Here is an 18,801-nt window from a genome sequence, read left to right as displayed (position 1 = left end):
CCGACGGTTTTGTCGGTTCGATCACTTTGGGTTACGGTGTTGCCTGTCGTCGGCCGCCGGGTGTGGTTATAATCGACCACTTTATGAGCAAGAAGCGCGTTATGCAGCTGGTTCGAGGCCTCCACAATCTGCGCCCCCAGCATCGGGGCTGTGTCGCCACTATTGGCAACTTTGACGGTGTACACCGTGGTCACCAGGCTATCCTGGCGCGGCTGCGTGAGCGTGCGCTCGAGTTGGGCGTGCCCAGTTGCGTGGTGATTTTCGAGCCGCAACCGCGCGAGTTCTTCGCTCCGGAGACCGCACCGGCCCGTCTGGCCCGTCTGCGGGACAAGCTGCAATTGTTGGCCGCCGAAGGCGTCGACCGCGTTCTGTGCCTGGCTTTCAACCAGCGCCTGAGCAAGCTCAGCGCCAGCGAGTTCGTCGATACGATTCTGGTCGATGGCCTGGGTGTCCAGCACCTGGAGGTCGGTGATGACTTCCGTTTCGGTTGTGATCGCGCGGGAGATTTCGATTTCCTGCAACAGGCCGGCATCCTTCAGGGATTTACCGTCGAAGCGGCGCAAACCGTCGAGCTCGATGGCATCCGGGTCAGCAGCACGCAGGTCCGCAATGCCCTGGCCGCCGCGGATTTCGCCCTGGCCGAACGCCTCCTCGGGCGGCCATACCGGATCGCCGGTCGCGTATTGCATGGCCAGAAGCTCGCTCGGCAGTTGGGTACGCCCACGGCCAACATACAACTCAAGCGCCGTCGCGTACCGTTTACCGGGGTTTACCTGGTGGACGTCGAGATCGACGGCAAGACCTGGCCCGGCGTCGCCAATATCGGCGTGCGGCCCACGGTTCAAGGTGATGGCAAAGCCCACCTGGAAGTGCATCTTTTAGATTTTGCCGGCGATCTGTATGACCGGCGTTTAACGGTGGTTTTCCACCACAAGCTGCGTGAAGAGCAGCGTTTCGCCTCTCTGGAGGCACTGAAAACGGCGATCAGCGCGGATGTCGCCGCCGCCCGTGCACTAGCCGCACCTAGCGCCCATCGCTAATGAAGAGCCTTAAATGACCGACTATAAAGCCACGCTAAACCTTCCGGACACCGCCTTCCCAATGAAGGCCGGCCTGCCACAGCGCGAACCGCAGATCCTGCAGCGCTGGGACAGTATTGGCCTGTACGGAAAGTTGCGAGAGATTGGCAAGGATCGTCCGAAGTTCGTATTGCACGACGGCCCTCCGTACGCCAACGGCACGATTCACATCGGTCATGCGCTGAACAAGATTCTCAAGGACATGATCATCCGCTCGAAGACCCTGTCGGGCTTCGACGCGCCTTATGTCCCGGGCTGGGACTGCCACGGCCTGCCGATCGAGCACAAGGTCGAGGTGACCCACGGCAAGAACCTGGGCGCGGACAAGACCCGCGAACTGTGCCGTGCCTATGCCACCGAGCAGATCGAAGGGCAGAAATCCGAGTTCATCCGTCTGGGCGTGCTGGGCGATTTCGCCAACCCGTACAAGACCATGGACTTCAAGAACGAGGCCGGGGAAATCCGTGCCCTGGCTGAAATCGTCAAGGGCGGTTTCGTGTTCAAGGGCTTGAAGCCCGTGAACTGGTGCTTCGACTGCGGTTCGGCCCTGGCTGAAGCGGAAGTCGAGTACGAGAACAAAAAGTCCTCGACCATCGACGTGGCCTTCCCGATTGCCGACGAAGCCAGGCTGGCTGCCGCCTTCGGTCTGCCTGCCCTGGGCAAACCGGCATCGATCGTGATCTGGACCACCACCCCGTGGACCATCCCGGCCAACCAAGCGTTGAACGTCCACCCGGAATTCAACTACGCCCTGGTCGACGTCGGCGACAAGCTGCTGGTGCTGGCTGAAGAGCTGGTCGAGTCGTGCCTGGCGCGCTACTCGCTGGAAGGTTCGGTGATCGCTACCGCTGCTGGCTCGGCGCTGGAACTGATCAACTTCCGTCACCCGTTCTACGACCGCCTGTCGCCGGTATACCTGGCCGACTACGTCGAACTGGGCGCCGGTACTGGCGTGGTTCACTCCGCACCGGCTTACGGCGTGGACGACTTCGTGACCTGCAAGAAGTACGGCATGGTCAACGATGACATCCTCAACCCGGTACAAAGCAACGGCGTGTACGTGCCTTCGCTGGAGTTCTTCGGCGGCCAGTTCATCTGGAAGGCCAACCCGGCCATCGTCGACAAATTGACCGAAGTCGGTGCGCTGCTGCACACCACCGTCATCGAACACAGCTACATGCACTGCTGGCGCCACAAGACCCCGCTGATCTACCGCGCCACCGCGCAGTGGTTCATCGGCATGGACAAGCAGCCGACCACTGGCGACACCCTGCGCCAGCGCTCGCTCAAGGCCATTGAAGATACCCAGTTCGTCCCGGCCTGGGGCCAGGCGCGCCTGCACTCGATGATCGCCAACCGTCCGGACTGGTGCATCTCCCGTCAGCGCAACTGGGGTGTGCCGATCCCGTTCTTCCTGAACAAGGAAAGCGGCGAGCTGCACCCACGTACCGTCGAACTGATGGAAGAAGTTGCCAAGCGCGTCGAAGTCGAAGGCATTGAAGCCTGGTTCAAGCTGGACGCCGCCGAGCTGCTGGGTGCCGAAGCGCCGCAGTACGACAAGATCAGCGACACTCTGGACGTCTGGTTCGATTCGGGCACCACGCACTGGCACGTCCTGCGTGGTTCGCACCCGATGGGCCACGAAACCGGCCCACGCGCCGACCTGTACCTGGAAGGCTCGGACCAACACCGCGGCTGGTTCCACTCGTCGCTACTGACCGGTTGTGCCATCGACAATCATGCGCCGTACCGCGAACTGCTGACCCACGGCTTCACCGTCGACGAGTCCGGCCGCAAGATGTCCAAGTCCCTGGGCAACGTGATCGCGCCGCAGAAAGTCAACGACACCCTGGGCGCCGACATCATGCGTCTGTGGGTTGCCTCGACCGATTACTCGGGTGAAATGGCCGTTTCCGAGCAGATCCTGCAACGCAGTGCGGACGCCTACCGGCGTATCCGTAACACCGCGCGTTTCCTGCTGTCGAACCTGACCGGTTTCAACCCGGCCACCGACCTGCTGCCGGCCGAAGAAATGCTGGCACTGGACCGTTGGGCCGTGGATCGCACCCTGCTGCTGCAGCGTGAGCTGCAAGAGCACTACAGCGAATACCGCTTCTGGAACGTGTACTCGAAGATCCACAACTTCTGCGTGCAGGAGCTGGGTGGCTTCTATCTCGACATCATCAAGGACCGCCAGTACACCACCGGCGCCGACAGCAAGGCCCGCCGTTCGTGCCAGACCGCGCTGTTCCACATCTCCGAGGCGCTGGTGCGCTGGATCGCGCCGATCCTGGCGTTCACCGCCGACGAACTGTGGCAGTACCTGCCGGGCGAGCGTAACGAGTCCGTCATGCTCAACACCTGGTACGAAGGCCTGAGCGAACTACCGGAAGGCTTCGAGCTGGGTCGCGCCTACTGGGACCGCATCATGGAAGTGAAAGTCGCGGTCAACAAAGAGATGGAAATCCAGCGTGCAGCCAAGGCTGTCGGTGGCAACCTGCAGGCCGAAGTGACGCTGTTCGCCGAAGACGCGCTGACTGCCGACCTGGCCAAGCTGAGCAACGAACTGCGTTTCGTGCTGATCACCTCGACTGCCAGCGTTGCACCGTTTGTGAAGGCACCAGAGGACGCGGTCGTCACTGAAGTCAGCGGCCTGAAGCTGAAGATCGTCAAGTCGGCCCACGCTAAATGCGCCCGTTGCTGGCACTGCCGCGAAGACGTCGGCGTGAACCCGGAGCATCCGGAAATCTGCGGTCGTTGCGTGGACAACATCAGCGGCGCTGGCGAGGTCCGTCACTATGCCTAATGCCGTTGGCCGTTTCGGACGGCTGAGCTGGCTCTGGTTGAGTTTGCTGGTCCTGGTCATCGACCAGGCCAGCAAGTTCTACTTCGAAGGCAAGCTCCAGATGTACCAGCAGATCGTGATCATCCCCGATTACTTCAGCTGGACCCTGGCCTACAACACTGGTGCGGCGTTCAGCTTCCTGGCTGACAGCTCCGGCTGGCAGCGCTGGCTGTTCGCCTTGATCGCGGTGGTGGTCAGTGCGGTGCTGGTGGTGTGGCTCAAGCGTCTGGGGCGCAACGAGACCTGGCTGGCGGTTGCGCTGGCGCTGGTGCTCGGTGGCGCGCTGGGCAATCTGTATGACCGCATTGCCCTGGGCCATGTGATCGATTTCATTCTGGTGCATTGGCAGAACCGCTGGTATTTCCCGGCGTTCAACTTTGCCGACAGCGCAATTACCGTTGGTGCGGTGATGCTGGCACTGGATATGTTCAAAAGTAAAAAGACCGGAGAAACCGTTCATGACTGAACAGGTATTGGCTGAGCAACGCATCGGCCAGAACACGGAAGTCACCTTGCATTTCGCATTGCGCCTGGAGAATGGCGACACGGTGGACAGCACCTTCGACAAAGCCCCGGCGACCTTCAAGGTCGGTGACGGCAACCTGTTGCCAGGTTTCGAAGCAGCCCTGTTCGGTTTCAAGGCCGGTGACAAGCGTACACTGAGCATCGAGCCGGAAAACGCGTTCGGCCAGCCAAACCCGCAAAACGTGCAGATCATTCCGCGCTCGCAGTTTGCAGACATGGAACTGTCGCCGGGTTTGCTGGTGATCTTCAACGATGCGGCCAATACTGAACTGCCGGGCGTGGTGAAAGAGTTCGACGACGCGCAAGTGACCATCGACTTCAACCACCCGCTGGCGGGCAAAACGCTGACCTTTGACGTGGAAATCATTTCCGTCAAAGCGTTGTAAGAAACAAAGCAGACCACTGTGGGAGCGGGCTTGCCCGCGATAGCGGTACATCAGCCGACATCAAAGTTGGCTGTCAGGCCCTCCTCGCGGGCAAGCCCGCTCCCACAGGGATTGCAGTGATCCAATATTTCGAGCGCAAGACACGAGGCACAGCATGCAAATCAAACTCGCCAACCCCCGTGGCTTCTGCGCCGGTGTGGACCGGGCGATCGAAATCGTCAATCGCGCCCTGGAAGTCTTCGGGCCGCCTATCTATGTGCGCCACGAAGTGGTCCACAACAAATTTGTCGTCGAAGACCTGCGCTCCCGTGGTGCGATCTTCGTCGAAGAGCTGGATCAGGTGCCGGACGACGTCATTGTGATCTTCAGTGCACACGGCGTTTCCCAGGCCGTGCGCAGCGAAGCGGCTGGCCGCGGGCTGAAAGTGTTCGATGCCACGTGCCCGCTGGTGACCAAAGTCCACATCGAAGTGGCGCGCTACAGCCGTGACGGCCGGGAGTGCATTCTCATCGGCCACGCCGGTCACCCGGAAGTCGAAGGCACCATGGGCCAGTACGATGCCAGCAATGGTGGCGCGATCTACCTGGTCGAAGACGAAAAAGATGTCGCGGCGTTGCAGGTGAACAACCCTGAAAAGCTCGCCTTCGTGACCCAGACCACCTTGTCGATGGACGATACCAGTCGTGTTATCGACGCCCTGCGTTCGCGCTTCCCGGCCATCGGCGGACCGCGCAAGGACGACATTTGCTACGCCACGCAAAACCGTCAGGACGCGGTCAAGCAACTGGCCGACGAGTGTGATGTGGTGCTGGTGGTCGGCAGCCCGAACAGTTCCAACTCCAATCGCTTGCGCGAGCTGGCAGAGCGCATGTCCACTCCGGCCTACCTGATCGACGGTGCCGAAGACCTGCAAAAGAGCTGGTTCGACGGCGTCGAGCGTATCGGCATCACTGCTGGCGCATCCGCCCCGGAAGTCCTGGTGCGCGGCGTGATCCAGCAGTTGCAGGCCTGGGGTGCCACCGGTGCCGATGAGCTGGCCGGTCGCGAGGAGAACATCACGTTCTCGATGCCTAAAGAACTGCGCGTTCGCTCGTTGCTCTGAATTCAGTCCTTTTCCCGCATAACGCCTGCTCAACCTTGTCGTTGCGCAGGCTGACGCGACCGGTCCGTGCCAACACCACTTGATGTCGGCTTACCTGCTCGCGAGCGGCGCAAATGTATAACGTTCCTCCAATCAGTGCTTCGCCCTGACCTTTGAATCGTATTGAGCTTTCGACCGAACCGTTCCCTGCAATCGACACGCGTGCGCCGCTCTGGCGTTCGGCCAACAGTGGATTGTCGCTGTCCATCTGCCCCTTGCCGCTGATATCCAGGATCATCCGCCAGCCTTGGCTCCAGTCGCCATTGATGCTGTGAATCACCACGGCCTGGTTACGGACGATGGCTTCGCTCCGGGCGGTGCGAATACCACTGAAAAGAGCCTGCGCCGCTTGCTGTCTTTGGTTCGACTCGATCAGCGTTGCGAACGCCGGAGTCACCAGAAGCAGAACAATTCCTGTAATTGCCAGTCCCATGAGCAGTTCGATCAGGCTGAAGCCGTGTTGTCGCATGATATTTCCCTCCGTGGCGTGCTGTGGCTCGCGCAATCCGTGCGCGAGAAATGGCAACGCACAGCATCGTTCGAACGTTGTGCTGCGCAACAGCAGGTATAGCCGAAGGAAACAGAAGGGCCCGATGGAGCATCGTACAAAAGGTTTCACGCTGATCGAGTTGCTGATCGCGCTCGCGATTCTTCTGATCCTGCTCACCATGGCCGTCCCGGCGTTTAAACGCTCGGCTCAAACAACCAGGGCTGATACCGAAATCGCGGACCTGCGCCGAGCGTTGAATGTTGCCCGGCTCGAGGCCATCGATCGGGGCAATACCACGCGGGTGCGGCCGACAGCCGGCGGGGATGCCTGGAGTGGAGAGCTGGCGATTTACGACGGTACTGGCGCTTTGGCCAATGTATTGCGGGTTGTTCCGGCGATGAGCAACGGCGCAACTCTGGCGCTAACCTCTGGCGTCACTGCTATCGATTTCAACAGTCTGGGCGGATTGTCATCGCCGTCCTCGGAGGTGATGATCAGCTATGGGCGGGGAGCACAAAGCAGGACGCTGACAGTGTGTTTGAACGGACGAATTCTATTGGGGGGACGTTGCGGATGAGGGCAGGGATGCAAGGCTCGCAGGAGGGCATGACGCTGATCGAAGTCCTGATGGCGTTAGTCATTCTGGGGGTGGGGTTGCTGGGCGCAGCGGCGTTTCAGCTCAATGCGCTGAAGTACACGGACAGCGCGCGCATGACCAGTCAGGCCAGTTTTATCGCCTACGACATGCTGGACCGCATTCGCGCCAATGCCGCTGCGGACTACACCATTGCGCCTCCGGCTTCGGGCAATCCGGACGTTACCCGGGATCAGGACCTGTTTGACTTCAACGCCAACATTGTCAGCTCACTCGGCGCCACCGCGACCGGCAGGGTCACCGTCAACCAGCAGCTGTACACCATCACGATCAACTGGGACGACTCACGGGCCGCGAATACTGCCGACTCGCGGCGCAGCTTCGTCCTGACCAGCCGCACAGCCGTCGATCCGGGGGCGACCCCATGACTCGTTGCAGCAAAGGCTTCGGCCTGGTCGAGTTGCTGATCGCCCTGGCATTGAGCCTGATCGTGGTGCTCGGCGTGGTGCAGGTTTTCATCGCGGCCAAGAACACCTATCTCAGTCAGAATGCGGCCGCGAACATGCAGGAGGATGCACGTTTTGTGTTGAGCAAAATGATTAAGGAAATCCGCATGGTCGGGATGTTCGGTTGTCTGGAAACGATCACTGATTCAAGTGAGAAAGGTGATTTCCATGCCAGTCGTACAACGCCGATTCGTTGGGAAAACGGCGGCCGCCAGTTGACGCTGGTGATGTCGGATGTTGGCAGCAATGGCGACAAGCCGGACTGGACCGTGCTTTCCGATTGTAAAACCCATTCGACGGCCTACAGTGAAGGCCGGACGCCAGCGGCAGGGCAGCAGGCATTTCCGATCCGGCGGCTGAGTTACAGGTTCAGCAACAACCAATTGCTCATGAAGGGCGGGGCCGCAGCAGACCAGGTACTGGTGGATAACGTCAGCGCTTTCGACGTGAGCTTTGGCTTGGCCAGCACGGCCACTGATCTGGCTGCATCCCGCTACAGCAGCAACCCGCCGGACCCCGCGCTGATTCGTAGCGTACGCCTGAGCCTGACCCTCACCGACCCGAGCCGCCGGGTGAGCGATCAAACCTTCAACGTGGTTGCCGCTCTGCGCAACCGCTTGCCATGAGGGAATGCCATTGAATCGTTCTCCCGTGACATATCACACCCAGCGCGGCATGGCGCTGCTGGTCAGTCTGGTCTTCTTGCTCTTGCTGACGCTGATTGGTCTCTCCTCGATGCAGAGCGCGACCCTGCAGGAAAAAATGGCCGGTAGCGTCGCCTTGCACAACCAGTCGTTTCAGAGCGCCGAGTCAGCATTGCGGGTAGGCGAGAGTGGAGTGCAACGGGACAGTTATGCGCTACCTGTTTGCAGCGGCATCGTTCAATGTGCACCACCGTCCGAGTCCTCGACTATTACCGCCGCCGGCTTCAACGCCACCTCCGGAGTGACCTGGATTGCATCGGGCAAAGGTTTTTATGGCGTGCAAAACATCGGTGTCAGCAAGAAGGCGGTGAATGTGCCAATCAATACCCAGGCGACCTTGTATCGGGTAACGGCAGTCGGCATCGCGGGGCATTCGCGCAGTGTGGTGGAGAGTATCTATGCGAAGTACTGAGCGATCTGTCAGGTTATGGTCACACCTGCTCGGCGTCGTTGTCGCGCTTGACCTGTCGATGTCGGCGCATGCAGCCACGCCAGCGGATTCGCCAGCGCTGAACCGGCCAACCTGTCTGGCGAATGGCAACTGGTACGGTTTCTATCATGGCAATCAGGGCTTGAAAGCCTTCTGCCTGAAGCTGCCCGAAGCGATCAGCGTTAAGATGCTCGACAGCAACGCCGATGGCGTGGTCGACAACCTCGACACGCTGTCCGAGGGTGTGATCTTCGTCGGAGAACATTCGCCCCAGGATACCGGCGACAATGGCGGGGTCGTAAACGATTCCACTGGCGACGACACGCCGGGGATGGAAAAATCCGGCGGCAGCCGTCGCATCATGTGGCGACAAATACAGTAAGTGAGAGTTGAGGCATGCGTAGTTCCAACCGCGGTTTTACCCTGATCGAAATCATGATCGTGATTGCGATCATCGGGATTGTCATGACCATTGCCGCCCCGAGTTTCACCGAGTACCTGAACAAGGGCCGTCGCGCGGAAGTGGCGGGTCTGCTTTCGGAGCAGGCGCAGCTCCTGGAACGCTTCTACTCGCAGAAAAATGTCTACACCGATGCGACGGGCCTCAGCGCCGGCAATGACTACTACAGCATCACTCCAGCCCTGACCGAGCAGACCTTTCTGCTGACGGCGGTACGCAAGGCCGGCTCAAGCATGGCCACTGACAAATGCGGTGATCTGACCATCACCAACACCGGTGTACTGGGTATGGTCAATGCGAAGTCCGGCCTGACCAGCAAAGATTGCTGGGGGCGCTGAGTTTCTTTTTCAGGTGCTTTTTGCACCCTCTGTCTATTTAACGATTGGATCAGAACATGACCAGGCAACAGCAAGTAGTGATTGTCGGCGGTGGGGTGATTGGCTTGCTGACGGCCTTCAATCTCGCCTCCGAAGTGCAAAGCGTTGTGCTGCTGGATCGCTCGAACGTCGGTCAGGAGTCGTCCTGGGCCGGTGGCGGCATCGTTTCGCCGCTTTACCCGTGGCGCTATAGCCCGGCGGTCACTGCGTTGGCTCACTGGTCCCAGGACTTTTATCCACAACTGGGCGAGCGCTTGTTCGCCGCCACCGGTGTTGATCCTGAAGTGCATACCACCGGTCTGTATTGGCTGGATCTGGATGACGAGGCCCAAGCGCTGGCCTGGGCCGCGCGGGAACATCGTCCGTTGAGTGCCGTGGATATCTCGGCGGCACACGACGCGGTGCCAGTGCTGGGCAGCGGTTTTTCCCGGGCGATCTACATGGCCGATGTCGCCAACGTGCGTAACCCTCGTCTGGTGAAGTCGCTCAAGGCCGCGTTGCTGGCGCTGCCGAACGTGACGATCCATGAGCAGTGCGAAGTCAGCGGGTTTGTTCGTGACGGCAACAAAGTGGTCGGCGTGCAGACCGCCACCGGTGTTGTTCTCGGCGATCAAGTCGTTCTGACGGCGGGAGCCTGGAGCGGTGAATTGCTCAAGTGTCTTGATCTGACGCTGCCGGTCGAGCCGGTGAAAGGGCAGATGATTCTCTACAAGTGCGCGGCGGATTTCCTGCCAAGCATGGTCCTGGCCAAGGGCCGTTATGCGATTCCCCGGCGCGACGGACACATACTGATCGGCAGTACGCTGGAGCATGAAGGTTTTGACAAGACGCCGACCGGGTCTGCGCTGGAAAGCCTGAAGGCGTCGGCGGTGGAATTGATCCCGGCACTGGCCGATGCCGAAGTGGTGGGGCACTGGGCCGGATTGCGCCCGGGATCACCCGAGGGCATTCCCTATATCGGCCCGGTGCCGGGGTTTGAGGGGCTCTGGCTCAACTGTGGGCATTACCGTAACGGACTGGTGTTGGCGCCGGCGTCGTGTCAGTTGTTTGCCGATGTGATGCTGGGTCGTACGCCGATTATCGATCCGGCGCCTTATGCGCCTGCCGGAAGACTTTGAAGAGATCGCAGCCTGCGGCAGCTCCTACATGATGGGAACGCACCTCCTGTAGGAGCTGCCGCAGGCTGCGATCTTTTTAAAGCCTCAATCCAGCCCTAATTTCTTGAGCCTGTAACGCATCGACCTGAATGACAGATTCAACCGCTGAGCCGCCGCCGTGCGGTTCCAGCGGGTTTCCTCCAGGGCCTGGAGCAGCAGTTGGCGTTCGACGTTTTCCAGATAGGTGTCCAGATTGTCGATCCGGGTCAGGTCCGGCATTCCACCTTCAGCTGCGCAATTGCCCTCAGCCAGGCGCAGGTCGCCTGCTTCGATCTGATTGTCCTCGCACAAGGTATGAGCCCGTTCGAGCATATTTTCCAGTTCCCGCACGTTGCCCGGGAAGCGATAGCTTTTCAGTGCATCGAGGGCTTGGGGGTGGAGTCTGGCTGCCGGTTGACCCGTATCGGCGGCCAGGCGCTTGAGTATGTGACTGGCCAGCACCTCGATGTCATCGCGACGCTCGCGCAAGGGCGGCACCCGGAGTTCGATCACATTCAAACGGTAGTAAAGATCATGCCGAAATCGCCCGGCGGCGACTTCGGCGCCAAGGTCCTTGTGTGTGGCGCAGAGAATGCGCACATCCACCGCCACTTCCTGTTGCCCGCCGACGCTGCGTACGGCTTTCTCCTGAATGGCGCGTAGCAGTTTGACTTGCATGGCCAGCGGCAGGTCGGCCACTTCGTCGAGTAGCAGGGTGCCGCCGTGAGCGGTCTGGAACAGTCCGGGTTTGTCTTCGATGGCGCCGCTGAAGCTGCCTTTGCGATGGCCGAAAAACTCGCTCTCCAACAGTTCCGAGGGAATCGCCGCGCAGTTGATCGCAATGAACGGCTGCTTGGCGCGGGGGCTTTGATCATGGATCAGGCGCGCGACCAATTCCTTGCCACTGCCGGATTCTCCGCTGATGTATACCGTCGCATGACTGTTGGCCAGTTTGGTGATGTGCTTGCGCAGGTTGCGCATGGGTAATGAGTCGCCCAGCAAACGGCGATCGATGTCGGCCCCGCGGGCAGGAAGCAGCAGGGCGCTGGTGACCAGTTCACGCAGGCGCGGAAGGTCCACCGGTTTGGTGAGGAAGTCGAATGCACCGGCCTTGAGCACATTGATTGCGGTTTCGAGACTGGCATAGGCGGTGATCATCGCCACCTGGACCTGAGGGTGGCGTTGCTGGATGTGCTGCACCAACTCCAGGCCGGTGCCATCCGGCAACTGCATGTCGGTCAGGCAGAGATCGAAAGTTTCGCTTTTCAGCAGTGATTGCGCTTCTCCGACATTGCGAGCGTTGAACGTCTCCAGTTTCATCCTTCCCAGGGTGATTTCCAGGAGTTCGCGTATGTCTGGTTCGTCATCGACGATCAAGACTTTTTGTCGTGGTCTCGTATTCAAACTAGGTTCCGTCCGTGAGCAAAGGTCATGCAAAAGCAGCCGCTTTCCTGGCGTGCCTTGAAGTCTAGGCGGGACAGAATGCTTTCGCCCGGCTGGCCGGACAGATAAAGCCCCGGGCCCTTGAAATACGGGGCGGGGGCTTCGTGATCGAGTATTTCCAGTGATTTCAGGTCAAGCCATGGCGGCGACATTGGCGCGCGGCGCTGCAGGTACAGGACGTTTTCGATTACCCGGTTCATTCGCAGAGAGAGGTCTTGAATAATCTGCGTCAGACGTCACTCGGTGCCCTTCAGTTCCTTGGGTGTCAGCGATAGTCCTCGATCGGCCGCCATTTCGGGAGAGTGTCAGCGGCCGCTGGAGTTCTTGTCCTGCTCGAGATGAGCCTGGCTGCAATACCACCGTTGGTCGAGACTCAGCGCGCGGTCACGGGGCAGGTGAACGCCGCAATGGGCGCAACGGACCATGGGTGCCGCGTCCCGTTCGGCAGGGGACCGGGGGGTGGAAGCCTGACCCTTGAATTTGCGCCAGAACCATACGGCAGCGGCAATCAGGACAATCCAGAACAATAAACGAAGCATGGTGAGCTGCTTTTCGACTGATGATCCGGCAGTTTAGCCAAGGACCTGACAGGCGCACAGTGTAATAAAGCACTGAAATAAAAAAGGGAGACCCGAGAGTCTCCCTTTTTCACAGCCCGAGGTGTCAGTCGAACACGCCGAAGGTCATGTAGCTGAACCACGAGCGGTCGCTGTTGTTGCCTTCCGCTTCGTGATTTTCTTCTTCGACTGCGTCGCCATTGTCGTCTTTAGGCTTGAGCTCGGCCGGGATGGCGTCCTTGGCGTCCTGGAACTGCTTCTGCACGTCCTGGTTGGCGCGGGTTTCGCCCGGTGGCAGCGGCGGACGGGATTCGATCAGGCCCAGGGTCGCCTTGCTCAGCCACGAACGGTTGTCGGCTTCGGCCACGGTCGGCACGAACTGGCCGTCTACCAGCGTCGGGTGGTTCGGGTAGTTGAGCTTCAGGGTTTCCAGGCTGGTGGCAGCCAGTTCGTCCAGGTGCAGGCGCTGATAGGCCTCGGTCATCACCGCCAGGCCGTCGCCGACCGAAGGGGTTTCCTGGAAGTTTTCCACCACGTAACGACCGCGGTTTGCCGCTGCGACATAGGCCTGACGGGTCAGGTAGTAGTCGGCCACGTGAATTTCGTAGGCCGCCAGCAGGTTGCGCAGGTAAATCATGCGCTGCTTGGCATCCGGCGCGTAACGGCTGTTCGGGAAGCGGCTGGTCAGTTGGGCGAACTCGTTATAGGAGTCGCGGGCGGCGCCAGGGTCACGCTTGGTCATGTCCAGCGGCAGGAAACGCGCCAGCAGGCCGACGTCCTGGTCGAAAGAAGTCAGGCCCTTGAGGTAGTAGGCATAATCGACGTTCGGATGCTGTGGGTGCAGACGAATGAAGCGCTCAGCCGCGGACTTGGCCGCTTCTGGCTCGGTGTTCTTGTAGTTGGCGTAGATGAGTTCGAGTTGCGCCTGGTCTGCATAGCGACCGAACGGATAACGCGACTCCAGAGCCTTCAGCTTGGCGATGGCGGAGGTGTAGCTACTGTTGTCCAGGTCATTTTGAGCCTGTTGGTACAGCTCGACTTCACTGAGGTTTTCGTCTACGACTTCCTTCGATGAGCAAGCAGCGGTCAATGCGAGGATGGCGATCAGCAGCAGGTGTTTCACTTGCATGGCGGCTTGCGTCCCTATGACGGCCGCTGTCTTGGGCGTGGCCGTCCTGTTATGATGAGCGCCCCGTTGAAAAGCCTCGGGGCAAAAGACGCCGTATTTAACCACAAGCGCGCAGCCGAAACCAAAGGCTGTGCCGACGCCTAGTCTGAGCATGTCCGATAAAATTGAACTTCGCGCAGAGGTGCCGTCCGAATTGGGCGGCCAACGCCTCGATCAAGTCGCCGCACAATTATTCGCTGAGCACTCGCGCTCGCGCCTTTCCGCCTGGATCAAAGACGGCCGCCTGACTGTGGATGGGGCGGTTATCCGCCCGCGAGACATCGTCCATGGTGGCGCCATCCTTGAGTTGACTGCCGAGCAGGAAGCTCAGGGCGAATGGGTCGCTCAAGACATAGCCCTGGACATCGTCTACGAAGACGACGACATCCTGGTGATCAACAAGCCTGCGGGCCTGGTGGTGCACCCGGCTGCCGGTCATGCCGACGGCACCTTGCTCAACGCCTTGCTGCACCACGTGCCGGACATCATCAATGTGCCCCGCGCCGGTATTGTGCATCGCCTGGACAAGGACACCACCGGTCTGATGGTGGTGGCCAAGACCATTCAGGCGCAGACGCAGCTGGTGACACAGTTGCAGAGTCGCAGCGTCAGCCGGATCTACGAGTGCATCGTGATCGGTGTGGTGACAGCTGGCGGCAAGATCAATGCGCCGATCGGTCGTCACGGCCAGCAACGCCAGCGCATGGCCGTGATGGAAGGTGGCAAGCAAGCCGTCAGCCATTACCGCGTGCTCGAGCGCTTCCGCTCCCACACTCACGTGCGGGTGAAGCTGGAAACCGGTCGTACGCACCAGATTCGCGTGCACATGGCGCACATCAACTACCCGTTGGTCGGAGATCCCGCCTACGGCGGTCGTTTCCGTATTCCGCCGGCCGCCAACCCGACCATGGTCGAGTCGCTGAAGAATTTCCCGCGTCAGGCGCTGCATGCACGTTTCCTGGAGCTGGATCATCCGACCACCGGTAAGCGCATGAGCTGGGAATCGCCGTTGCCGGAAGACTTCGTCTGGCTGCTGACCCTGCTCAAGCAAGACCGCGAGGCGTTCATCGGATGAGTGACTGGCTGATTCCTGACTGGCCCGCGCCGGCCGGGGTCAAAGCCTGTGTGACCACCCGTGCGGGCGGCGTCAGTGTGGCGCCGTTCGACAGCCTCAACCTCGGCGATCACGTCGACGACAGCCCCGAAGCGGTTGCCGAGAATCGCCGTCGTCTTACCGATCATTTCTCGATTCAACCGGCCTGGCTGCAGCAGGTCCACGGCATCGTCGTGGCCCATGCCGATCCGGGCCAGGTGGCCACCGCTGATGCCAGTTGGACGTCGACGCCCGGCATCGCCTGTGCGGCAATGACTGCCGACTGCCTGCCTGCGCTGTTCTGCGACCGCGCCGGCACTCGCGTCGCGGCGGCCCATGCCGGTTGGCGAGGGTTGGCGGCAGGCGTGCTGGAAGCGACGCTCGATACGCTGGACGTTGCGCCGGGAGACGTATTGGTCTGGCTCGGCCCGGCCATCGGCCCGCAGGCCTTTGAAGTCGGCCCGGAGGTGCGCGAGACCTTCGTCGAGCAATTGCCGCAAGCGGCTGAGGCTTTTGTGCCGAGCCAAAACCCCGGCAAGTTCATGGCCGACATCTATAGGCTGGCGCGCTTGCGTCTGGCCGCTCGCGGTGTCACCGCCGTTTATGGTGGCGGGTTCTGCACCGTGACCGATCCGCGCTTCTTTTCTTACCGCCGTGCGCCTCGCACTGGTCGGTTTGCCTCCCTGGTTTGGCTCGAACGCTAGACTTGTCTGATCTGCATCAACGTCACGACGCTTGAAACTCCCAGAATCGACCGCATCTATTGTGGTATCTGGCAGGTTTCTTCATTCAGGATGTTTTATAGGTCCGGCCTGCTCAAAAGGAAGGTGACCCATGCGTATAGACCGTTTAACCAGCAAGTTGCAGTTAGCCTTGTCCGACGCCCAATCCCTGGCTGTCGGCCACGATCATCCGGCCATTGAACCGGCGCACTTGATGCAAGCCTTGCTCGAGCAACAGGGGGGTTCGATCAAACCTCTGCTGATGCAGGTGGGCTTCGACGTCAACAGCCTGCGTAAAGAGCTGACCAAAGAGCTCGACCAGCTACCGAAAATCCAGAACCCGACCGGCGACGTCAACATGTCGCAGGATCTGGCGCGCCTGCTCAATCAGGCTGACCGTCTGGCCCAGCAGAAGGGCGACCAGTTCATCTCCAGCGAACTGGTGCTGCTCGCCGCCATGGACGAGAACAGCAAGCTCGGCAAGCTGTTGCTCGGCCAGGGCGTGAGCAAGAAAGCCCTGGAAAACGCGATCAACAACCTGCGTGGTGGCGAGGCCGTCAACGACCCGAACCACGAGGAAGCACGCCAGGCCCTGGACAAGTACACCGTCGACCTGACCAAGCGCGCCGAAGACGGCAAGCTCGATCCGGTGATCGGCCGTGACGATGAAATTCGCCGGACCATCCAGGTGCTGCAACGTCGTACCAAGAACAACCCGGTGCTGATCGGTGAGCCTGGCGTGGGTAAAACCGCCATCGCCGAAGGCCTGGCCCAGCGCATCATCAATGGCGAAGTGCCGGATGGCCTCAAGGGCAAGCGTCTGTTGTCCCTGGACATGGGGGCGCTGATTGCCGGTGCCAAGTATCGCGGTGAATTCGAAGAGCGCCTGAAATCCCTGCTCAATGAGCTGTCGAAGCAGGAAGGGCAGATCATCCTGTTCATCGACGAACTGCACACCATGGTCGGCGCCGGTAAAGGCGAAGGCTCGATGGATGCGGGCAACATGCTTAAGCCGGCCCTGGCCCGCGGTGAACTGCACTGCGTGGGTGCCACCACGCTGAACGAATACCGCCAATACATAGAGAAGGACGCCGCTCTCGAGCGACGTTTCCAGAAAGTGCTGGTGGACGAGCCGAGCGAAGAAGACACCATTGCCATCCTGCGTGGCCTGAAAGAGCGTTATGAGGTTCACCACAAGGTGGCCATCACTGACGGCGCGATCATTGCGGCGGCCAAGCTCAGCCATCGCTATATCACTGACCGGCAGTTGCCGGACAAGGCCATCGACCTGATCGACGAAGCCGCCAGCCGCATCCGCATGGAGATCGACTCCAAGCCTGAAGTGCTGGACCGTCTGGAGCGTCGCCTGATTCAGCTGAAGGTTGAATCCCAGGCGCTGAAGAAAGAAAGTGACGACGCAGCGAAGAAGCGTCTGGAAAAACTGCAGGAAGAAATCGCTCGTCATGAGCGTGAGTACTCGGATCTTGAAGAAATCTGGAACTCGGAGAAAGCCGAAGTCCAGGGGTCTGCGCAGATCCAGCAGAAAATCGAGCAGTCCCGTCAGGAACTGGAAGCAGCCCGCCGCAAAGGCGACCTGAACCGCATGGCCGAGTTGCAGTACGGGGTGATCCCGGACCTGGAGCGCAGCCTGCAAATGGTCGATCAGCATGGCAAAGCCGAAAACCAGTTGCTGCGCAGCAAGGTGACTGAAGAAGAGATCGCTGAAGTCGTGTCGAAGTGGACCGGTATTCCGGTGTCGAAAATGCTCGAAGGCGAGCGCGACAAGCTGATGAAGATGGAAAGCCTGTTGCACCAGCGTGTGATCGGCCAGGATGAAGCGGTGGTGGCCGTTTCCAACGCGGTGCGGCGTTCGCGCGCCGGGTTGTCCGACCCGAATCGCCCGAGTGGTTCGTTCATGTTCCTCGGCCCGACCGGGGTCGGTAAAACCGAGCTGTGCAAGGCGCTGGCCGAATTCCTCTTTGATACCGAAGAGGCGATGGTACGGATCGACATGTCCGAGTTCATGGAGAAACACTCCGTGGCTCGCCTGATCGGTGCGCCACCGGGCTACGTGGGGTATGAAGAGGGCGGTTACCTGACCGAGGCCGTACGTCGCAAGCCGTATTCGGTGATCCTCATGGACGAAGTCGAGAAGGCGCACCCGGATGTGTTCAACATCTTGCTGCAAGTGCTAGAAGACGGCCGTCTGACCGACAGCCATGGCCGCACGGTGGATTTCAAGAACACTGTGATTGTCATGACCTCCAACCTGGGGTCGGTGCAGATCCAGGAACTGGTCGGTGATCGTGAGGCGCAGCGCGCGGCGGTGATGGATGCGATTTCCAGCCACTTCCGGCCAGAGTTCATCAACCGGGTCGACGAAGTGGTGATCTTCGAGCCGTTGGCGCGGGATCAGATCGCCGGCATTACCGAGATCCAGTTGGGTCGTCTGCGTAGCCGCCTGACCGAGCGCGAGCTGAAGCTTGAACTCAGCCCTGAGGCCATGGACAAGCTGATCGCGGTCGGTTACGACCCGGTGTACGGTGCACGGCCGCTCAAGCGCGCTATCCAGCGCTGGATCGAGAACCCGCTGGCGCAGTTGATTCTGTCTGGCCGATTCATGCCGGGCGATACCGCTCACGGTGTGGTGGAACACGACGAAATCGTCTTCGTCTGATCCATAACGGCAACAAAATCGAAAAGGCCTCGCATAACGAGGCCTTTTTTTCGTTAGGCTGTTGAACTCAAAGGAAAAGGCTTGTAAAGTGCGCCCCGCAGTCAGTCACCCACCAGGGTTTCCGCTCCCCAAGCTGGAATCCAAAATAAGTTGCAAATCATTAACTTGAAAGCAATTTAGGGGGTTGACAGAGGTGCTGAAGATTGTAGAATAGCGCGCCTCAGACACACGAACGCAGCGATGCGAACGGGTCGAAGAGAACGCAGTAAAGCTTCAAAGTTGTAAATTGAAATGTGTAGTTCCGTGATAGCTCAGTCGGTAGAGCAAATGACTGTTAATCATTGGGTCCCAGGTTCGAGTCCTGGTCACGGAGCCAATTTCAAACCGGGGTATAGCGCAGTCCGGTAGCGCGCCTGCTTTGGGAGCAGGATGTCAGGAGTTCGAATCCCCTTACCCCGACCATATTT

At 60.0% G+C, this 18,801-nt stretch carries 20 protein-coding genes and 2 tRNA genes; 17 read left to right on the top strand and 5 right to left on the bottom strand.

The features are described 5' to 3' along the window. Positions 1-101 precede the first annotated feature (101 nt). The 5 genes from ribF (at position 102) to ispH (ending at position 5,937) form a co-directional block, all read left to right on the top strand. Entirely contained in the window at positions 102-1,040 is a 939-nt protein-coding gene (ribF, locus tag C9422_RS19405) for a bifunctional riboflavin kinase/FAD synthetase (protein ID WP_104451400.1), read from the top strand. Positions 1,041-1,053: 13 nt separating this feature from the next. Continuing rightward, positions 1,054-3,885 carry an isoleucine--tRNA ligase gene (ileS, locus tag C9422_RS19400; RefSeq protein ID WP_116581814.1) on the top strand — a complete coding sequence of 944 codons (2,832 nt, stop codon included), beginning with the start codon at positions 1,054-1,056 and terminating at the stop codon, positions 3,883-3,885. Continuing rightward, on the top strand, positions 3,878-4,390 hold the full coding sequence (lspA, locus tag C9422_RS19395; RefSeq protein WP_007970932.1) for a signal peptidase II: 513 nt from the start codon (positions 3,878-3,880) through the stop codon (positions 4,388-4,390). Before ileS ends, lspA begins: the two co-directional genes overlap by 8 nt. Positions 4,391-4,397: 7 nt before the next feature. Next, positions 4,398-4,835, top strand: a complete 438-nt coding sequence (gene fkpB / locus C9422_RS19390) for an FKBP-type peptidyl-prolyl cis-trans isomerase (protein WP_172435717.1) — start codon at positions 4,398-4,400, stop codon at positions 4,833-4,835. Between the two features lie 154 nt (positions 4,836-4,989). Continuing rightward, positions 4,990-5,937, top strand: coding sequence for a 4-hydroxy-3-methylbut-2-enyl diphosphate reductase (ispH, locus tag C9422_RS19380; protein WP_015096888.1), 948 nt, complete (start codon positions 4,990-4,992; stop codon positions 5,935-5,937). Here the strand turns inward: ispH and C9422_RS19375 are convergent. After that, positions 5,906-6,445 carry a GspH/FimT family protein gene (locus tag C9422_RS19375; RefSeq protein ID WP_116581813.1) on the bottom strand — a complete coding sequence of 180 codons (540 nt, stop codon included), beginning with the start codon at positions 6,443-6,445 and terminating at the stop codon, positions 5,906-5,908. The two genes, ispH and C9422_RS19375, sit on opposite strands and share 32 nt — an antisense overlap. Positions 6,446-6,569: 124 nt before the next feature. On the opposite strand from C9422_RS19375, the gene C9422_RS19370 reads away from it, so the two are divergent. From C9422_RS19370 to thiO, 7 genes are read left to right on the top strand one after another with little or no spacing between them, the layout of a single operon-like run. Continuing rightward, positions 6,570-7,043 (top strand): GspH/FimT family protein, encoded by a 474-nt coding sequence (locus C9422_RS19370; RefSeq protein WP_116581812.1) that lies wholly within the window; start codon positions 6,570-6,572, stop codon positions 7,041-7,043. Continuing rightward, a complete protein-coding gene (gene pilV / locus C9422_RS19365) occupies positions 7,040-7,489 on the top strand; it encodes a type IV pilus modification protein PilV (RefSeq protein WP_116581811.1) in 450 nt (149 codons plus the stop codon). The genes C9422_RS19370 and pilV overlap by 4 nt, the downstream gene beginning before the upstream one ends. Beyond that, positions 7,486-8,193 carry a PilW family protein gene (locus C9422_RS19360; RefSeq protein WP_116581810.1) on the top strand — a complete coding sequence of 236 codons (708 nt, stop codon included), beginning with the start codon at positions 7,486-7,488 and terminating at the stop codon, positions 8,191-8,193. The genes pilV and C9422_RS19360 overlap by 4 nt, the downstream gene beginning before the upstream one ends. A gap of 49 nt (positions 8,194-8,242) precedes the next feature. Next, entirely contained in the window at positions 8,243-8,683 is a 441-nt protein-coding gene (locus C9422_RS19355; RefSeq protein WP_371924806.1) for a PilX N-terminal domain-containing pilus assembly protein, read from the top strand. Between the two features lie 58 nt (positions 8,684-8,741). Further along, entirely contained in the window at positions 8,742-9,083 is a 342-nt protein-coding gene (locus tag C9422_RS19350) for a hypothetical protein (RefSeq protein WP_256589995.1), read from the top strand. Positions 9,084-9,097: 14 nt separating this feature from the next. Next, the gene (locus C9422_RS19345) at positions 9,098-9,499 is read left to right on the top strand and encodes a type IV pilin protein (protein ID WP_116581808.1); all 402 of its coding nucleotides are present in this window, start codon (positions 9,098-9,100) and stop codon (positions 9,497-9,499) included. Between the two features lie 56 nt (positions 9,500-9,555). Further along, positions 9,556-10,656, top strand: coding sequence for a glycine oxidase ThiO (gene thiO / locus C9422_RS19340; RefSeq protein ID WP_116581807.1), 1,101 nt, complete (start codon positions 9,556-9,558; stop codon positions 10,654-10,656). 84 nt (positions 10,657-10,740) lie between these two features. Here thiO and C9422_RS19335 read toward each other — a convergent pair whose 3' ends face one another. The 4 genes from C9422_RS19335 to C9422_RS19320 all read right to left on the bottom strand — a co-directional run bounded on the left by C9422_RS19335 (position 10,741) and on the right by C9422_RS19320 (position 13,803). Then, the gene (locus C9422_RS19335; RefSeq protein ID WP_116581806.1) at positions 10,741-12,078 is read right to left on the bottom strand and encodes a sigma-54 dependent transcriptional regulator; all 1,338 of its coding nucleotides are present in this window, start codon (positions 12,076-12,078) and stop codon (positions 10,741-10,743) included. Beyond that, on the bottom strand, positions 12,075-12,317 hold the full coding sequence (locus C9422_RS19330) for a hypothetical protein (RefSeq protein ID WP_116581805.1): 243 nt from the start codon (positions 12,315-12,317) through the stop codon (positions 12,075-12,077). Before C9422_RS19330 ends, C9422_RS19335 begins: the two co-directional genes overlap by 4 nt. 105 nt (positions 12,318-12,422) lie before the next feature. Continuing rightward, positions 12,423-12,656, bottom strand: a complete 234-nt coding sequence (locus C9422_RS19325; protein WP_007970520.1) for a PP0621 family protein — start codon at positions 12,654-12,656, stop codon at positions 12,423-12,425. A gap of 124 nt (positions 12,657-12,780) precedes the next feature. Next, positions 12,781-13,803 carry an outer membrane protein assembly factor BamD gene (locus tag C9422_RS19320; RefSeq protein ID WP_116581804.1) on the bottom strand — a complete coding sequence of 341 codons (1,023 nt, stop codon included), beginning with the start codon at positions 13,801-13,803 and terminating at the stop codon, positions 12,781-12,783. Between the two features lie 151 nt (positions 13,804-13,954). Here C9422_RS19320 and rluD point away from each other — a divergent pair, with 151 nt between their 5' ends. From rluD to C9422_RS19295, 5 genes are all read left to right on the top strand, one after another. Next, positions 13,955-14,917 carry a 23S rRNA pseudouridine(1911/1915/1917) synthase RluD gene (gene rluD, locus C9422_RS19315; RefSeq protein ID WP_007990414.1) on the top strand — a complete coding sequence of 321 codons (963 nt, stop codon included), beginning with the start codon at positions 13,955-13,957 and terminating at the stop codon, positions 14,915-14,917. Beyond that, positions 14,914-15,639 carry a peptidoglycan editing factor PgeF gene (pgeF, locus tag C9422_RS19310; protein ID WP_116581803.1) on the top strand — a complete coding sequence of 242 codons (726 nt, stop codon included), beginning with the start codon at positions 14,914-14,916 and terminating at the stop codon, positions 15,637-15,639. The genes rluD and pgeF overlap by 4 nt, the downstream gene beginning before the upstream one ends. A 130-nt stretch (positions 15,640-15,769) precedes the next feature. Further along, on the top strand, positions 15,770-18,334 hold the full coding sequence (clpB, locus tag C9422_RS19305) for an ATP-dependent chaperone ClpB (RefSeq protein WP_007970527.1): 2,565 nt from the start codon (positions 15,770-15,772) through the stop codon (positions 18,332-18,334). Positions 18,335-18,634: 300 nt separating this feature from the next. Beyond that, positions 18,635-18,710, top strand: a tRNA-Asn gene (locus C9422_RS19300). 9 nt (positions 18,711-18,719) lie between these two features. Further along, positions 18,720-18,796, top strand: a tRNA-Pro gene (locus C9422_RS19295). The last annotated feature ends 5 nt before the right edge of the window (positions 18,797-18,801 follow it).

This window comes from Pseudomonas sp. B1(2018) (assembly GCF_003097365.1).
In the GTDB taxonomy this organism is placed as follows: domain Bacteria; phylum Pseudomonadota; class Gammaproteobacteria; order Pseudomonadales; family Pseudomonadaceae; genus Aquipseudomonas; species Aquipseudomonas laurylsulfatiphila.
Note: the sequence above shows the minus strand (reverse complement) of the source record. Positions and strands in the feature narration are given on the sequence as shown.

What these genes read in the sequence shown, in the direction of transcription:
- ribF (WP_104451400.1), top strand. Translation starts at nt 102, where the DNA reads ATGCAGCTGGTTCGAGGCCTCCACAATCTGCGCCCCCAGCATCGGGGC.
- ileS (WP_116581814.1), top strand. Translation starts at nt 1,054, where the DNA reads ATGACCGACTATAAAGCCACGCTAAACCTTCCGGACACCGCCTTCCCA.
- lspA (WP_007970932.1), top strand. Translation starts at nt 3,878, where the DNA reads ATGCCTAATGCCGTTGGCCGTTTCGGACGGCTGAGCTGGCTCTGGTTG.
- ispH (WP_015096888.1), top strand. Translation starts at nt 4,990, where the DNA reads ATGCAAATCAAACTCGCCAACCCCCGTGGCTTCTGCGCCGGTGTGGAC.
- C9422_RS19375 (WP_116581813.1), bottom strand. Translation starts at nt 6,445, where the DNA reads ATGCGACAACACGGCTTCAGCCTGATCGAACTGCTCATGGGACTGGCA.
- C9422_RS19370 (WP_116581812.1), top strand. Translation starts at nt 6,570, where the DNA reads ATGGAGCATCGTACAAAAGGTTTCACGCTGATCGAGTTGCTGATCGCG.
- pilV (WP_116581811.1), top strand. Translation starts at nt 7,040, where the DNA reads ATGAGGGCAGGGATGCAAGGCTCGCAGGAGGGCATGACGCTGATCGAA.
- C9422_RS19360 (WP_116581810.1), top strand. Translation starts at nt 7,486, where the DNA reads ATGACTCGTTGCAGCAAAGGCTTCGGCCTGGTCGAGTTGCTGATCGCC.
- C9422_RS19355 (WP_371924806.1), top strand. Translation starts at nt 8,243, where the DNA reads ATGGCGCTGCTGGTCAGTCTGGTCTTCTTGCTCTTGCTGACGCTGATT.
- C9422_RS19350 (WP_256589995.1), top strand. Translation starts at nt 8,742, where the DNA reads ATGTCGGCGCATGCAGCCACGCCAGCGGATTCGCCAGCGCTGAACCGG.
- C9422_RS19345 (WP_116581808.1), top strand. Translation starts at nt 9,098, where the DNA reads ATGCGTAGTTCCAACCGCGGTTTTACCCTGATCGAAATCATGATCGTG.
- thiO (WP_116581807.1), top strand. Translation starts at nt 9,556, where the DNA reads ATGACCAGGCAACAGCAAGTAGTGATTGTCGGCGGTGGGGTGATTGGC.
- C9422_RS19330 (WP_116581805.1), bottom strand. Translation starts at nt 12,317, where the DNA reads ATGAACCGGGTAATCGAAAACGTCCTGTACCTGCAGCGCCGCGCGCCA.
- C9422_RS19325 (WP_007970520.1), bottom strand. Translation starts at nt 12,656, where the DNA reads ATGCTTCGTTTATTGTTCTGGATTGTCCTGATTGCCGCTGCCGTATGG.
- C9422_RS19320 (WP_116581804.1), bottom strand. Translation starts at nt 13,803, where the DNA reads ATGCAAGTGAAACACCTGCTGCTGATCGCCATCCTCGCATTGACCGCT.
- rluD (WP_007990414.1), top strand. Translation starts at nt 13,955, where the DNA reads ATGTCCGATAAAATTGAACTTCGCGCAGAGGTGCCGTCCGAATTGGGC.
- pgeF (WP_116581803.1), top strand. Translation starts at nt 14,914, where the DNA reads ATGAGTGACTGGCTGATTCCTGACTGGCCCGCGCCGGCCGGGGTCAAA.
- clpB (WP_007970527.1), top strand. Translation starts at nt 15,770, where the DNA reads ATGCGTATAGACCGTTTAACCAGCAAGTTGCAGTTAGCCTTGTCCGAC.